A 15,556-nucleotide genomic window follows, 5' to 3' on the forward strand; every position below is an offset into this window, starting at 1 on the left:
CCGTCTGTAAGCGATTGGCGCATACCATCTGAAACCCGAACAGTTGTCCGTACTCCATAACGTATTTGCAAGGAGGGGTAATAATGAGTCTGCCAAATCCACTCCGTGTGGGAATTGATGTTTCTAAAGCAATACTGGACATCGCTGCCAGTCATGAGTTTGCACAGTTCACTGCAAGTAACGACTCTGATGTTTTGATACCATTCTTGCTGCGTTGAGAACGCATTTCGTTGCGCTGATTCTGATGGAGGCCACTGGCGGGCTTGAAGCCGCCGTGGCCTGCTCGCTTCAGGCAGAAGGCTTTGACGTTGCTGTTATTAACCCCAGACAGGCACGTGGCTTTGCCCGTGTGATGGGATATCTGGCAAAAACTGACCGTATTGACGCCAGAGTACTCGCACAGATGGCGGAGGTCATTAATCGTCATCCGGAACGGGAACGTTTTATCCGGGCTCTGCCAGACGCTGAACGTCAGATTCTTGCGGCTATGGTGGTGCGCAGACGCCAGTTAATTACGGTGTTGGTGGCTGAACGTAACCGGCTGTACCCTTCCCATCCGCAAAACAGAAAAAGCATTAATATCATTATCAAAGCGCTGGAAAGTGAACTTGCCCGAATCGATACAGACATGAACCCGCATCTCAAGAGCCACTTTAAAGCGCTTTCTGAACGGTTGAGCAGCGTTAAAGGTGTTGGCACTATGACGGTTGCCGCCTTGTTGGCTGAGGTTCCGGAACTGGGTCACCTCTCACGGCGTGAAATCAGCGCACTTGTGGGTGTTGCGCCCGTAAACCGCGACTCAGGCACTATGCGCGGTCGGCGAACCATTTTTGGCGGCAGGGCTGGGGTAAGAACAGCACTGTACATCTCTGCGCTTGTACCCGATTTAATCCAGTGATAAAGGCGTTTTACATGCGTCTGCTTGCCGCCGGAAAAGCCAAAAAAGTGGCGCTGGTTGCCTGTATGCGTAAGTTGCTGACTATCCTGAATGCAATGCTCAGAAAGAACGAAGAATGGAATGAATCTTACCATCACGTTGCGCCATAATTTTTATGTTCAAGACAGTTGCTTACAGCCCAAACCTTAATCCTATAGAGCAATTATGGAAATATATGAATGAGGTGTGTAACAATGTCTATTTTCCGGATGCGAAGACATTCCGTGAAACCCTTCGTTACTTTTGTCATGTCACTTTGCTAGAAAAGGCGAAAGAACTCACGACTCGACTAACTGACAACTTTCAGATTTTAAAATCGGCATCTTCAAGTTAGACTGGTATAGTCAGAACGACATAGTTATGAAGTTTCGCTTCATCTGGATAAGGTTTATGATACAAATTGGTTGAAAAAAGGTTAAAAGCACACGCTTATACACCCTGTATACAATCGAGAAAAAGGAGAATAAGGAGAATAAGGAGAATAAGAGCTCTATCAGGGGAAAAACGATCTCAAAGTGAGTCGTTGTTGAAAGAACTCATATAGTAATTTAACTTCAAGATGCTGTTTTATTTTAATAAAGAATCTTTAAAAAAATCAATGAAATATCAATTTCTTGGCATACATATCCAAGTTTATTGAGTATAGTATAGCTGACTCAATTGCCTTTCTTCGTATTTTGGTTCGTTAGAAAAAGCGTGTTTAAAATTATGAATCCGTGCTTTATTTGGCTTGTAATGTGATTATTTAGAATATTGTCCTATCGAAGTAGACTCTTAGTTGGAAATAAGGTTATGATATATATAATTGTGCTAAACTGGAATGGTGCCGAAGATACTATTTCATGTGTTAAAAGCCTACTAAAATCAAACTATGATAATTATAATATTATAGTTGTTGATAATAAATCAACAGATAATTCTTATTTGAAATTAAAGTATGAATTACCTATTATTGCAGGTAATCCAACTAATTTTTTTGAAATATCCATTGAAAATATCAAAAAACATAAATGTCAAAGAAATAAAGAAATTTTATTAATCCAATCAGGTTCTAATCTTGGATATGCAGGTGGAAATAATATAGGTATACTGTTTGCGTTAAATCAAACTGATATGGAGTATGTCTGGATTTTAAATAACGATACGGAAGTTCATCCATCTGCAATCGAAGAACTAATAATAAAATGCAAGAGTAACTCTGAAATAGGAATATGCGGTTCTCGCCTTATACTTTTCGATGACAGAACCAAGATGCAAAGTTTAGGGGGAATACATAATAAATTGTTATGCACTACAAAACAATATGCGTGGATGCAAAATGCTTCTATAAAGTATAATGACAATGAAGTTGCCGAAAAAATAGATTATGTCGTTGGTGCTGCCATGTTTCTCACTAAAAGATGCCTCAATAATGTTGGCTTATTAAGTGAAGATTATTTCCTTTATTTTGAAGAATTGGATATCTGTTTGCGAGCAAAATCAAAAGGATTTCTAATCGGAGTTTGTTCAGAAAGTCATGTTTATCATAAGGAGGGAGCAAGTACTGGTGGTGGAAAAAATAATATTGCTGATTATTACTCCATAAGAAATAGATTAATAGTCACAAGAAAATTCTTTCCAAAATTCTATATATTCGTTTGGCTTTCATTATTCGGCGTAGCCATAAATCGGGCCAGAAGAAAAGAGTTCGAAAAAATGAAAACGTGTCTACGTATTATGTTTAATATAAATATGCAGTGATACGATGACCGATTCTTTTATTCATCGGAAACTCTGTCACCTTTGTACTCAGTGAATTCAATTTCAGGAGAATATCAAAACTGACTCTATCAAATTCATTGACGTTGATATCACCAAACGATGGAAATAGCAATATAACATATTTTTTTTGAGAAAAGATTTAAGTGCCCCATTGAAAATTTTAATTATTAATTCAATTCACTAATATGAACGAATATAGCTAAGATCTTAAGACACAGTTACACAAACTGTATAGAAAACATTTCCTAATTCATACATATAAGTTGGAGTAATTATGCAAATAAGGAGGGAAAAGCCACGTCAGAACCACTACTCAATATCCGGCTGAAGCAATACTGGTCGTCATTATTGAAACCGCCTATTTATGAGACAGATCTGCTTCTATCCTCTGAACAAATTCAGCAGCATACACATGCTTTGTTGTAGGTTCCCTCAGAGTAACCATACACTGGCCTTCCATAACTAAGTATTACTTATTTTCTAGTTATGCGAAATTGCAGTAATGCTACCTTAAATTTGAATTTTTATGTCACATATAATTTAAAGATAGTAAGAATATAGTTTGTCAAGAAGTGCTGGCGAACGGTTACCTAGGATTTGCGGGCTATATAAATGAATACATTCTCTATTAAATACTCATCACTTATAATTTTTATTTATGCAATTGGGAGTCAATTTACAAATGTTACTATTGGAGGATTAAAATTATGGGAACTATTCGCTTTATCGATCTCTCCATTTTTCATTCGTAGAGTCAATAAAAAGTTTATTCATCCAATATTATTTTTCATTTTTCTATTATTCTTTTCTTTTATTGTTGCTTCTTTTCCAACGTCTTTATATTCAAACTATGGTGGTCTAAAATCAAAGTATATTATATCACTAGTTAGATTTGTAGAATTAATACTCTGCATTTCAACTGCAATAGTTATAATGAATTTAGCAATGGATAGAAAGGAAAATGGAAGTTCACTTATATCAAAGTTCATTAGGTATAACTTTTATTTAACAATATCAATACTCATTATTTTTTTCATTGACCTAACCATGGAAACTAACTTTGTAAGTTACGGGGAAGTGCATAGACTGAGGGGTTTTTACGTAGAAGGAGGTCCTTATGGACTTTTCATAAGCACATTACTTTTTTTGGAGTTAGTTGGAAACAGGAAAATAGTATATATACTAACATTCACATTAGCCATGGGATTGACACAATCAAAAGCAGGTATAGTGTCTATTTCGATTTTATTAACTGTTTATTTTATGATGAAAAATAGGTTTCTTAAGAATTTTTTGATTCCAAGAAATTTTATAAGATTTTCTTTTTTTATAATATTTAGTTTGCTAGTATCAACATTCACAATCTATAAGGTGGCTTACAACTATATAGCAGATATAAACAATTATAAAGAGATTTTAAAAGACAGGTCTGATGACAATAACTTTGTCATGGGAAGAATATCTGCATCATATATAGGACCTAAAATTTTTTTGGATAACCCTGTAGTAGGGGTTGGACTAGGAGCTTATTCGTTAGTAAGAAACGACCCAAAATATCGAGGTGAATTTCCTGAAGTTAAAGAATGGGATTTGACAGGTTTTGGAGGGCTACTAACTCTTCTGATAGAAAATGGACTTTTTGGTTTTCTAGGATTTATTTTCATCATATCCCTGTTATTTAAATTTGACATTATTGGAATTGTATTTATTGTTTTATTTTTTGTTCCATTTATTTTCGGAGCTCAATTATATATGTTTTACCCTTGGATTTATCTCGGTTTTTACATGACAATCAAATGCAACGATAATATAAAGAAAAGCCCCTCCATCATTAACACCCTATAAGATACAATTAATTATATTAATACCAACAATAATAGCTACCCTTCTATATAACTTAGTTCTCAATGCTTATGAATAATAATCAATTGCAGCAAGAAATAAATGACTTCTTTAAGGATGAACATATTTAGTCACAAAGAAGATTTTTAGTATAAATATATTAAACTGATAGAAAATTACTTTTAATTGATCTTTTAGCATTGCATTCCCGACATCATATATATTCTTGATAGTAAAAATGAAAATCCACCTTTCTTCATTGCATTACTTACGATTCTTTTGGTATTGAATCACGTGTTACTTTAACCCTAAAGTAGGATTAAAGTAACACGTGCATTATCTGTATTGCTAATTAAAATCTAGAAATAAATATTAACATGTGATGGTAAAATCTAATGTATAAAAAAATATGGTTCGATAACTCATGGTTTTCCATGGGAGGAATCGGTCGTTTTTCCAGAGAAATATATGAGAGAAGACAATGGGATGGAGCGTTCAATCTTAAATGCAAACCTTCTAGTCCTATTTCAACTATATTGCTAGCTTTTAAATCTTTAAGGTTTTCCAAAAACAATGTTGTTTTTTATCCTGGGTATATTCCTCCTTTAACTTCAAAATGTAGTTTTGTTTTCACCATACATGATTTAAATCATCTGGATCGTAAAGAAAATAGCAGTTTTTTAAAAAAAATTTTTTATAATTACGTAATAAAAAGAGGATGTTTCACAAGCAATAGGATATTAACAGTATCAGAGTTTTCTAAAAAAAGAATTATAGAGTGGAGTGGTATTTCTGAACATAAAGTTATTAATGTCGGAAACGGTGTTGATGATTCATTTAATATTAAAGTAAAACCATTAAAATTAGGACATCCTTATCTACTTTGTGTCAGCAACAGAAAGCTACATAAAAATGAGCCATCTCTTATTCAAGCCTTTGCAAAAGCCAATATTAACCCAAGTATTAAATTACTCTTCACAGGTAACCCAACCACTGAATTAATAAAATTGATTAATGAACTCAATCTATCTGAAAAAATCGTTTTTCACGGATTTGTAAATGATAGTGATCTTCCTTCCCTTTACCGCGGTGCGTTAGGGCTACTGTTTCCTTCGCTTTATGAAGGATTTGGGCTTCCAATCCTAGAAGCGATGGCGTGTGGGATTCCAGTATTGACATCAAATGTTACTTCCTTGCCTGAAGTGGCTAGTGATGCAGCTTTGTTAATTGATCCTTATTCAATTGATGATATGGCTAATGGAATTAATCAATTAGTTACAGATCAGGATCTAAGAATTATGTTAGTTGAACGAGGCACAGTACGAGCCAAAATGTTTACATGGGATAAGGTTGCGGAACGGATTCAGCAAGTTTTGGAGCAAGTAGCTAATGAGCAAGTTAAATGAAAAAAAAGTAGTATTGGTCCATGAATGGCTACAGAGTTACGCGGGTTCTGAGCAAGTATCTTCTGCTATATTGAATTTGTATCCCACTGCCAATATGTATTCTGTTGTTGATTTTTTAACTGATTCCCAACGTAGTCATTTTAATAATATTCATCCCAAAACTACTTTTATTCAAAAAATTCCAGGTTCAAAGAAGCACTATCAAAAGTATTTACCACTAATGCCCTTAGCAATCGAGCAACTTGATGTTTCTCATGCCGATATAGTGATATCAAGCTCCCATGCCGTTGCCAAAGGAGTACTAACAGGTCCAGATCAATTACATATCAGTTATGTCCATTCACCAATGCGTTACGCATGGGATTTACAACACCAATACCTAAGAGAATCGGGGTTAAATAAAGGTTTCAAAGGTTGGATCGCCAAATGGCTGTTACATAAATTACGGCTATGGGATTATCGCACAGCTAATGGTGTTGACCATTTTGTTGCTAATTCTTATTTTATCGCTAGACGAATTAAAAAAGTGTATGGTCGTGATGCAACAGTTATCTATCCACCAGTTGCTGTAGAAGACTTCCCTTGTATTGAACAAAAGGAAGACTTCTATTTTACTGCTTCACGAATGGTACCTTATAAAAAGATGGATCTGATAGTTGAAGCCTTCACTAAGATGCCGGACAAAAAACTTGTTGTGATAGGTGATGGCAGTGAATACAAACGGATTGCTGCACTAGCTGATGGACACGCTAATATTACTTTACTCGGCTATCAACCATTTGAAGAACTCAGATCTCATATGCAACGGGCCAAAGCATTTGTCTTCGCTGCGGAAGAAGACTTTGGTATAACACCTGTTGAAGCACAAGCCTGTGGAACCCCTGTTATTGCATTTGGTAAAGGTGGTGCTCTCGAAACAGTTCGTCCATTAGGAAATGACAAGCCGACAGGATTGTTTTTCGAAGAACAGAATGTGGAATCACTCTGTTCAGCAGTGGAACATTTTGAACATAATATTAGTCAGTTTCACCCTCAATTTTGCCGGAAAAATGCCGAACGTTTTTCGGAAGCAAGATTTTCTCAGGAATTTACTTCCTTTGTCGAAAATAAGTGGCAAGAGTTCCAAGCAAAAAAACAAATTCATTATTAATTAATTGAGTATATTATGAGTTCAATTGTTCCCGTCATCATGGCTGGTGGTTCCGGCAGTCGGTTATGGCCTCTTTCCCGCGAGTTATACCCAAAACAATTTCTTAAACTCGATGGTAGATTTACTATGTTGCAGACAACTGTGCAACGCTTGAATGAACTATCAACAAAATCACCTTTAGTTATTTGCAACGAAGAACATCGCTTTTTAGTCGCCGAACAGCTACGACACGTAGGCAAATTAGGGCACAACATTATCCTAGAGCCTTTAGGGCGTAATACGGCGCCAGCAATTGCCTTAGCAGCACTTACCGCTCTTCAAACCGTAGACAATGATGAAGATCCTCTGTTATTAGTCTTAGCGGCAGATCATGTAATTCGAGATGAAAAAACCTTTACACAGGTAGTACAGCAAGCAATTCCCCATGCAACTGCAGGAAAACTTGTTACTTTCGGTATAGTTCCTACTCATGCAGAAACTGGATATGGCTATATTCAACGTGGAGCTGAGCAGAAAGGTGCCTTTGCAGTAGCACAATTTGTTGAAAAACCAGATACTGTTACAGCAGAACAATATTTACAAAGTGGTGAATATTACTGGAACAGTGGCATGTTTCTGTTTCGCGCCAGTCGCTTTCTACAAGAACTTAAAACGTTCCGACCCGATATTTATTCAGCTTGTGTTACTGCTGTAGGAACTGTTAATCCCGATCTCGACTTTGTCCGGGTAGATAAGTCAGCATTTCTTGCCTGTCCAAGTGAATCAATTGATTATGCGGTGATGGAAAACACAACGGATGCCGTTGTCGTTCCTTTATCGGCTGGCTGGTCTGATGTCGGTTCATGGTCTTCTTTGTGGGATATATCAGAAAAAGACGAAGATGGTAATGTATTTAAGGGTGATGTCCTACAGTACAACAGCAACGGTAATTATGTCTATTCTGAAAACAGCCTTGTCAGTCTCGTTGGTGTAAAAAATCTGGTTGTAGTTCAGACCAAAGATGCTGTGTTGGTTGTAGATCAAACTCAGGTTCAAGATGTCAAAAAGATTGTCGAAAATCTGAAACAATCTGGTCGTTCAGAACATCGTTTGCATCGGGAGATTTATCGCCCTTGGGGAAAATACGATTCCATAGATAAAGGGAAACGCTATCAAGTTAAGCGCATTACTGTGAAGCCAGGTGAAAGCCTGTCTACCCAGATGCATCATCATCGTGCAGAGCACTGGATTGTAGTCGCGGGGACGGCCAGAGTAACTCAAGGAGATAACTCCTATTTGGTTACCGAGAATGAATCTACCTATATACCAGTAGGGGTTGTACATACTCTGGAAAATCCTGGTAAGGTTCCGCTGGAAGTAATAGAAATACAATCGGGCGCTTACCTTGGAGGAGATGATATCGTTCGTCTCAGTGATCGTTATGGCAGAGTAGAAATAGAAGAAAATGAATAATAAGAAGCTAAATAGTCGAGAAGTTATTTCTGGTAGTGGTATCGCGTTTGGTACTAGCGGAGCCCGTGGCCTGGTTGTTGATTTCATTCCAGATGCATGTGCGGCTTTTACTCATGCTTTTATATCCGTAATGCAAAAGCGATACGCAACTTCTCAGATTGCACTAGCGATCGATAATCGTCCGAGCAGTCCTGACATAGCGGTAGCTTGTGCAACTGCCCTCCGACAAGCTGGCGTTGAGCCCATTTATTATGGTGTGGTCCCTACACCTGCACTTGCCTATAAAGCAATGCAAGATGGAATGCCGTGCATCATGGTTACTGGTAGCCATATTCCTTTTGACCGTAATGGACTCAAGTTTTATCGGCCTGATGGAGAAATTTCTAAGGACGATGAAATGGCTATCCTATCAGCCGAGGTTATTTTTGAACCACTTACTGAAATGACAACTCTGTCCGTCTTACCAGATGCAGCAGAAGCCTATATAAATCGCTATCATTCTCTGTTTTCCGCAAATCGGCTGACAGGGAAACGTATAGGTATTTATGAACACTCCAGTGCTGGGCGTGATCTTTATGTTCCTCTCTTCAAATCACTAGGAGCAGAAGTTATTTCGCTTGAACGTACCGATGAATTTGTTCCTATTGATACAGAAGCTGTAACAGAAGAAGATAGGCTCAAAGCTAAAAACTGGTCAGAAGAATTTGATCTGGACGCTATCTTCTCTACCGACGGTGATGGAGATCGCCCACTACTGGCAGATGAACACGGAGAATGGCTGAGGGGTGACATACTTGGATTACTATGTGCTGATGCATTAGATATTGAAGCCCTGGCTGTTCCTGTGAGCTGCAACAGCGTAGTACAGAGTTGTGGTCGCTTCATTGATGTTGTCTCAACTAAAATCGGCTCCCCCTATGTTATTGCCGAATTTGCCTCCCTTTCACATCAATTTAAACGTATTGCTGGTTTTGAGGCTAATGGTGGCTTCTTACTCGGTAGTGATATTGATGTAGAAGGCAGTAAATTGACCGCTTTACCCACTCGTGATGCGCTTTTACCCGCACTTATCGTATTGAATTCAAGTAAAGATAAAGGAATTTCTTCACTAGTAAATGCACTACCTTCACGTTATACCCATTCTGACAGACTTAAAGAATTTCCAACGATATTAAGTAAGGAACTTTTAAATAAGGGGATTAAGGATCCGAAACAGCTATTGACTTTATTAGGGTTAGGTAACCATCAAATTCTTCATATTAATCTCACTGATGGTTTAAGGATGACTCTTAGTAACAACACCATTGTTCATCTGAGACCATCCGGTAATGCACCTGAGCTACGTTGCTATGTTGAGGCTGATGATATAAACAAAGCAAAAGAAATTGTTAAAACTTGCTTAGATACACTTGCGACGCAAAAATAATAACAACTTCGGTAGAGGAATCACTTCAATGCCCTATCGAACACCCTTTTAAATTTAGGTAAATATTATGGCATTAACGGAAATGTTCCAGCATTCAAAAGAAGAACATCTTGAATATAGAAACTATTCAGCATCTGTTAATCGCTTCTCTCTGATGGCAAGCGATTTATTGGCTATGGCAGGCGCTTTTATTTTTTCATGGTGGGTTGAAAGTACTCGCACAAATGTTCCATTTTCTCTAGTTTTCAAAAGTGGATCAGATATAGCCAGAGCTTGGAGTTTTCTGATCATTGTCTTAGTCACATGTTTTTGGTCCTGGGGACATTTACGACATTACACTTACCGCAAGCCATTCTGGAATGAACTGAAAGAAACACTCCTAATGCTAATCGGGCTGGCTATAGCTGATTTGGCAATAGTTGCTATCTCTAAGTGGAATTTTTCTCGCCATCAATGGGCAATGTTTTGGCTGATTACCATATTTACCCTGCCATTATTTCGATGGCTGACAAAGAAGTTATTAATTAAACTCAAATATTGGAGTATGCCTACTATCATCATTGGCAACGGAAATAATGCTCGCGACGCTTACTTAGCTATATGCAGCGAACAATTACTTGGATTTGGAGTCATTGGTTTTGTAGCTCCAAACGATAATTGTTCTACCAGTCCAGTCAGTACACTTCCTCTATTCCATATCACTCCAGAGCAGTTACTGGAAAAATATCATCAGCATAAAATCTTTATCGCTCTTGAATATGAACAACACGAATTGCAAGATGAATGGTTGCGCTATCTCTCCGCTCATGGAGTTCGAAATATATCGATAGTCCCAACATTACGTGGTGTTCCTCTCTATAGCACAAATATGTCCCACTTCTTTAGTCATGAACTTTTAATGCTTAGAGTTAAAAATAATCTAGCTAAGCGTTCATCCATAATTCTTAAGCGTACATTTGATATTGTCGTTTCTTCTCTCCTACTGATTCTTCTTTCTCCTCTATTTCTTTTCATCGGTTGGAAAGTCTCCCGTGATGGAGCATCCCCTTTTTATGGGCATGAACGCATAGGGCAAGGAGAACACCGATTCAAGTGTCTGAAATTTCGCTCTATGATTAGCAACTCAGCGGAAGTTTTGGAAAATTTACTTAAAACAGATCAAAATGCTTTAGCTGAATGGCAGAAAGATTTCAAACTCAAAAATGATCCAAGAATCACGCCTATCGGCCATTTTTTACGTAAAACTAGTCTTGATGAACTTCCACAGTTGATAAATGTGTTTAAAGGAGAAATGAGTCTTGTTGGTCCAAGACCCATAGTTCAAGAAGAACTTGAGCGTTATGGAGATGACAAATCGTATTACCTCATGGCAAAACCTGGAATGACAGGTCTCTGGCAAGTAAGTGGACGTAATGATGTGGATTATGCAACACGTGTATATCTTGATAGCTGGTATGTAAAGAACTGGGCGCTTTGGAATGATATTACAATTTTATTTAAGACAATTAATGTAGTACTTAAAAGAGATGGTGCTTATTAGTCTTTGAATAAAAATGCTTTAGTGATTGTAAACAGTTTTTATATTTCTAATCCAATTTTTATGAACTCTCTTCATGCAGTTAATATTATTGTAATGAAAGTATCAAAACATGCTAAACATCGTCCTATTCGAACCAGAAATTCCGCCTAATACGGGTAATATCATTCGCCTGTGTGCCAATACAGGTTGTCAACTTCATCTCATCCAACCATTAGGTTTCACATGGGATGACAAACGTCTGCGTCGTGCAGGGCTGGATTACCATGAGTTTGCCAATATCAAACAACACCACGACTACAATGCATTTTTGGAAAGTGAAGGGCTTAGTCCAACCAATGCACAATCCCCTTCTGGAGCACGCCTATTTGCACTAACAACAAAAGGTACTCCGGCGCACAGTAATGTCAATTATCGTGATGGGGATTATCTGATGTTTGGCCCGGAAACTCGCGGGTTACCTCCTTATGTGCTGGATAACATGCCGTCTGAACAGAAAATAAGAATTCCTATGCTACCGGATAGTCGTAGCATGAATCTTTCGAATTCTGTATCAGTGGTCGTGTTTGAAGCGTGGCGGCAACTGGGTTATCCGGGTGCGCTGTTGCGGGATTAAAACACAAGCATTCAGCGCCTAACCGCGCTGAATGTATTTAATTCTTTATTAACGAAAGAGAAAAAATCTTAAATCCCATCTCCATTCTCAAAGCCATTATTCATTCCGTTAAAATGCTGATTCATATCCAGAGACGGCTTATCACTTTCCGGTTTACCAACAATCCGTGCCGGTACACCTGCCACAGTGGTATGCGGCGGTACAGGTCTTAATACGACTGAACCCGCACCAATCTTCGCACCACGGCCAATTTCTATGTTGCCGAGAATTTTTGAACCCGCGCCAATCATTACTCCTTCACGCACTTTTGGGTGCCGATCTCCACACGCTTTACCTGTACCACCGAGTGTCACGGATTGCAGAATAGAAACATCATTCTCAACTACTGCGGTTTCACCAATGACAATTCCTGTTGCGTGGTCAAGCATGATGCCACAGCCAATTTTCGCCGCAGGATGGATATCCACACCAAAAGAAACAGAAATCTGGTTTTGCATGTAAATCGCCAGCGCTTTACGATCTTGCTTCCACAGCCAATGTGCGATGCGATACGCTTGTAGCGCATGAAAACCTTTCAGATACAGCAGAGGAGTGGAGTATTTGTCAACAGCAGGGTCCCGCAACCGGACAGCTTTAATATCACGAGCGGCCGATTCAATCATCTTTGGCTCACTGCGGTAAGCGTCTTCAACAACTTCCCTGACCGCAATCGCCGGCATAATCGGGGTCGCCAGTTTGTTTGCCAGCATGTAGCTCAAAGCGCTGCCAAGGTTTTCATGTTTAAGTAATGTCGCGTGAAAAAAACTGGCTAACATGGGCTCACAATCTGCCAGCGCTCTCGCCTCATTTTTTATATTTTTCCAAACTTCATTCAGTTCTTCTTGAGACATATCAATCATTCTCATGTGATTGTTTTTCACCATCGCGAATGGATTCGCACCTGATTTATCCCAGAACTATGTCTTTCATCTTGGAATCTATTGGACATATGCCGGAAAAAATATTTATGGTGATTTTAATCTAATTAAGCGTGGGAACTTTCTCCTTCATCCCTTGTGGCTCTTCCCAATAATGCCTGAGCGGCTTCGATTACATTTTTTTTGCGATACAATATCTGGTAGATTTGCTCTGTGATAGGCATTTCAACTCCAACCCGCTCGGCTAATGCCCGGACTTCCTTTGTATTACGATATCCTTCAACAACCTGTCCAATCTCACGCTGTGCAGCGTCAACATTGATTCCTTGCCCTAACATCATACCAAAACGACGGTTACGGGATTGATTATCAGTACATGTCAACACTAAGTCACCCAATCCGGCCATTCCCATAAATGTGGATGGATCGGCCCCCAAAGCAGCACCAAGGCGACTCATTTCCGCTAATCCACGGGTAATCAACGCAGTGCGAGCATTAGCACCGAACCCCATGCCATCCGAAATCCCTGCACCAATGGCAATAACGTTCTTGATCGCTCCCCCAAGTTGCACGCCAATAAAATCAGGGTTTTTGTATACCCGGAAGCTTTTGCCACAATGGAAAAGCTGCTGGAGTTCTTCACCAAATTCAGGTGTTGTCGCTGATACGGCAATCGCTGTCGGTAAACCCGCTGCCAGTTCTTTGGCAAATGTCGGGCCAGAGACTACCGCCAATGGGATTTCATGACCTAATATCTCACGCGCCACCTCCTGCAATAAACGCCCTGTTTCCGCTTCAAGACCTTTAGTGGCCCAAACAATACGAGAATCTGGTTGTAAATGCGGTTTTACCTGCTGTAAGACATCGCCAAAAACATGGCTAGGAACCACAATCAGAATATTAAGGCTGGCTGAAACAGCACTTTTTAGATCGGCTTCAAGCTGTAAACTATCAGGGAAAGAAACATCCGGTAAGAATGCCTGATTACAACGGGCTTGTTGCAAGGCATGGACATGTGCGGGGTTATGGCCCCAAAGGACAACATCATGTCCATTACGGGCTAGTGTAATGGCTAAAGCGGTGCCGTATGAACCGGCACCGATTACTGTCATAGAAGCGGTATTCATTAGGCTTCCTGTGTTGCCTCATCAGACTGAGAATCAGCCTGCTGTTGCAAGTAATTCATGAACAAAGCATCAAAGTTAACTGGTGCCAGGTTCAATTGTGGGAAAGTACCACGACCCACCAAGCTAGTGATGCACTCACGAGCATATGGGAACAAAATGTTCGGGCAATATGCACCTAAGCAGTGCGCCAGTTGAGTTCCTTCAATACCATCAATAGAGAAAATACCAGCCTGCTGAACTTCACACAAGAATGCGGTTTCTTCTCCTAGTGTCGCCGTAACAGTGACACGCAGGACAACTTCATAGACTCCCTGAACTAATTCACTGGAAGCGGTATCCAGATCTAATTTAACCTCTGGCTGCCATTCTTGTTGGAAAATTTGAGGTGCCTTAGGTGATTCGAAAGAAATGTCTTTCGTATATACACGTTGGATCTGGAAAGCCATTTCGGTGTTGTTTTGTTCTGACATAATAATTTTTACCTTTTGATACGTCCTTATTAAACCTTGATAATGTAAGTATAAGTATACCCTTCATCTTTCAAGTTGCAGCTTTGTTGACTGCGTTCACTCACCCTAGTCACATCGTTATCTATGCTCCGTTCCCAGGGATTCACTTCCTTGCCGTCGTGCTGCATCTGGAAATCTATTGGGTATATACTACTTACATCTATATTCGTTATTTCTTGCCTCGGGATAATGGTAGGTTTTCACCCGTCCACCCGGCAATTCCCTCTTTCAGGGTATAAACTTGTTCAAAGCCTGCTTTCACCAGATTCTCTGCCGGTGTTTTAGATTCCAGTCCATTCGCTGAGACAATGATCACAGGCTGCTTTTTATGTTTTTCCAATTCACCCAGATTATTCTCTTTAATCTCAGAGGGTGTCAGGTTAACAGAACCAATGATATGCCCTCTGCGGAAATCGTCACGAGAGCGTAAATCAACGACGATAGCATCTTCCTTATTGATTAAATGGATCACCTGTGCGCGAGTGATATCTTTACTCTTAGAGAATACACTTTTTACTGTCAGGACAATGACAGCCACCAACAGGGCAATCCAAACGAGGCTCAGGATCGTGTTCCGGCTAATAAATTGCATGATTTCTTGCAGCATGGAGGGCAACAACTCCCATTAGTTAATAACAAAAATCTAAGGTAACAGAGTATACCTGTGTGTTGTGTCAATTACAGCCAATTAGCATCAACCTGATGCAGATTTTGCGGAGAGTTTCGAGAAAAAATAAAAAATCCTCACTAATCACTTGATTGTCATACGTCATTAAAATATTTCATGCCAAACTGGACATATACGGGATCTTCGATAATAAATGAGCTAAGTTAACTAAAATTTATATTGTGGTTCAAAAAGATAAAAAAATAGAC

General features: G+C 39.1%; 12 protein-coding genes and 2 pseudogenes. 10 read left to right on the forward strand and 4 right to left on the reverse strand.

Annotation, left to right across the window (positions count from 1 at the left end; translation table 11 throughout):
* Positions 1 to 83 precede the first annotated feature (83 nt).
* The 10 genes and pseudogenes from AAC147_RS15700 to trmL all read left to right on the forward strand — a co-directional run bounded on the left by AAC147_RS15700 (position 84) and on the right by trmL (position 12,127).
* Positions 84 to 1,047: pseudogene (locus tag AAC147_RS15700) on the forward strand (IS110 family transposase).
* Positions 1,048 to 1,070: 23 nt separating this feature from the next.
* Positions 1,071 to 1,271: pseudogene (locus AAC147_RS15705) on the forward strand (IS630 family transposase); the annotation flags it as partial.
* 458 nt (positions 1,272 to 1,729) lie between these two features.
* Positions 1,730 to 2,677 carry a glycosyltransferase family 2 protein gene (locus AAC147_RS15710; RefSeq protein WP_047682711.1) on the forward strand — a complete coding sequence of 316 codons (948 nt, stop codon included), beginning with the start codon at positions 1,730 to 1,732 and terminating at the stop codon, positions 2,675 to 2,677.
* 633 nt (positions 2,678 to 3,310) lie between these two features.
* The gene (locus AAC147_RS15715) at positions 3,311 to 4,543 is read left to right on the forward strand and encodes an O-antigen ligase family protein (protein ID WP_052189582.1); all 1,233 of its coding nucleotides are present in this window, start codon (positions 3,311 to 3,313) and stop codon (positions 4,541 to 4,543) included.
* Positions 4,544 to 4,974: 431 nt separating this feature from the next.
* Complete coding sequence (locus AAC147_RS15720; RefSeq protein WP_262947631.1) at positions 4,975 to 5,946, forward strand: glycosyltransferase family 4 protein; 972 nt, start codon at positions 4,975 to 4,977, stop codon at positions 5,944 to 5,946.
* Positions 5,930 to 7,096, forward strand: a complete 1,167-nt coding sequence (locus tag AAC147_RS15725; protein WP_047682715.1) for a glycosyltransferase family 4 protein — start codon at positions 5,930 to 5,932, stop codon at positions 7,094 to 7,096. Before AAC147_RS15720 ends, AAC147_RS15725 begins: the two co-directional genes overlap by 17 nt.
* Before the next feature lie 15 nt (positions 7,097 to 7,111).
* Positions 7,112 to 8,548 (forward strand): mannose-1-phosphate guanylyltransferase/mannose-6-phosphate isomerase, encoded by a 1,437-nt coding sequence (locus tag AAC147_RS15730; protein ID WP_047682718.1) that lies wholly within the window; start codon positions 7,112 to 7,114, stop codon positions 8,546 to 8,548.
* On the forward strand, positions 8,541 to 9,974 hold the full coding sequence (locus tag AAC147_RS15735) for a phosphomannomutase (protein ID WP_047682720.1): 1,434 nt from the start codon (positions 8,541 to 8,543) through the stop codon (positions 9,972 to 9,974). Before AAC147_RS15730 ends, AAC147_RS15735 begins: the two co-directional genes overlap by 8 nt.
* 67 nt (positions 9,975 to 10,041) lie before the next feature.
* On the forward strand, positions 10,042 to 11,514 hold the full coding sequence (gene wbaP, locus AAC147_RS15740; protein WP_081989057.1) for an undecaprenyl-phosphate galactose phosphotransferase WbaP: 1,473 nt from the start codon (positions 10,042 to 10,044) through the stop codon (positions 11,512 to 11,514).
* 109 nt (positions 11,515 to 11,623) lie between these two features.
* A complete protein-coding gene (gene trmL / locus AAC147_RS15745) occupies positions 11,624 to 12,127 on the forward strand; it encodes a tRNA (uridine(34)/cytosine(34)/5-carboxymethylaminomethyluridine(34)-2'-O)-methyltransferase TrmL (RefSeq protein WP_047682722.1) in 504 nt (167 codons plus the stop codon).
* A gap of 68 nt (positions 12,128 to 12,195) precedes the next feature.
* Here trmL and cysE read toward each other — a convergent pair whose 3' ends face one another.
* The 4 genes from cysE to AAC147_RS15765 all read right to left on the reverse strand — a co-directional run bounded on the left by cysE (position 12,196) and on the right by AAC147_RS15765 (position 15,287).
* A complete protein-coding gene (gene cysE, locus AAC147_RS15750; RefSeq protein ID WP_047682812.1) occupies positions 12,196 to 13,017 on the reverse strand; it encodes a serine O-acetyltransferase in 822 nt (273 codons plus the stop codon).
* 134 nt (positions 13,018 to 13,151) lie between these two features.
* Positions 13,152 to 14,171 (reverse strand): NAD(P)H-dependent glycerol-3-phosphate dehydrogenase, encoded by a 1,020-nt coding sequence (gpsA, locus tag AAC147_RS15755; RefSeq protein ID WP_047682724.1) that lies wholly within the window; start codon positions 14,169 to 14,171, stop codon positions 13,152 to 13,154.
* A complete protein-coding gene (secB, locus tag AAC147_RS15760; protein WP_047682727.1) occupies positions 14,171 to 14,641 on the reverse strand; it encodes a protein-export chaperone SecB in 471 nt (156 codons plus the stop codon). Before secB ends, gpsA begins: the two co-directional genes overlap by 1 nt.
* A gap of 208 nt (positions 14,642 to 14,849) precedes the next feature.
* The gene (locus tag AAC147_RS15765; RefSeq protein WP_047682729.1) at positions 14,850 to 15,287 is read right to left on the reverse strand and encodes a rhodanese-like domain-containing protein; all 438 of its coding nucleotides are present in this window, start codon (positions 15,285 to 15,287) and stop codon (positions 14,850 to 14,852) included.
* Positions 15,288 to 15,556 lie beyond the last annotated feature (269 nt).

The sequence above is a fragment of the Xenorhabdus sp. NBAII XenSa04 genome, assembly GCF_963866145.1.
GTDB classification, from domain to species: Bacteria; Pseudomonadota; Gammaproteobacteria; order Enterobacterales; family Enterobacteriaceae; genus Xenorhabdus; species Xenorhabdus indica.

Bases quoted from the DNA above. Each gene is read 5' to 3' on its own strand.
- wbaP (WP_081989057.1), top strand. From the start codon at position 10,042: ATGGCATTAACGGAAATGTTCCAGCATTCAAAAGAAGAACATCTTGAA.
- AAC147_RS15725 (WP_047682715.1), top strand. From the start codon at position 5,930: ATGAGCAAGTTAAATGAAAAAAAAGTAGTATTGGTCCATGAATGGCTA.
- AAC147_RS15720 (WP_262947631.1), top strand. From the start codon at position 4,975: ATGGGAGGAATCGGTCGTTTTTCCAGAGAAATATATGAGAGAAGACAA.
- AAC147_RS15730 (WP_047682718.1), top strand. From the start codon at position 7,112: ATGAGTTCAATTGTTCCCGTCATCATGGCTGGTGGTTCCGGCAGTCGG.
- gpsA (WP_047682724.1), bottom strand. From the start codon at position 14,171: ATGAATACCGCTTCTATGACAGTAATCGGTGCCGGTTCATACGGCACC.
- AAC147_RS15765 (WP_047682729.1), bottom strand. From the start codon at position 15,287: ATGCTGCAAGAAATCATGCAATTTATTAGCCGGAACACGATCCTGAGC.
- AAC147_RS15735 (WP_047682720.1), top strand. From the start codon at position 8,541: ATGAATAATAAGAAGCTAAATAGTCGAGAAGTTATTTCTGGTAGTGGT.
- cysE (WP_047682812.1), bottom strand. From the start codon at position 13,017: ATGTCTCAAGAAGAACTGAATGAAGTTTGGAAAAATATAAAAAATGAG.
- trmL (WP_047682722.1), top strand. From the start codon at position 11,624: ATGCTAAACATCGTCCTATTCGAACCAGAAATTCCGCCTAATACGGGT.
- AAC147_RS15710 (WP_047682711.1), top strand. From the start codon at position 1,730: ATGATATATATAATTGTGCTAAACTGGAATGGTGCCGAAGATACTATT.
- secB (WP_047682727.1), bottom strand. From the start codon at position 14,641: ATGTCAGAACAAAACAACACCGAAATGGCTTTCCAGATCCAACGTGTA.
- AAC147_RS15715 (WP_052189582.1), top strand. From the start codon at position 3,311: ATGAATACATTCTCTATTAAATACTCATCACTTATAATTTTTATTTAT.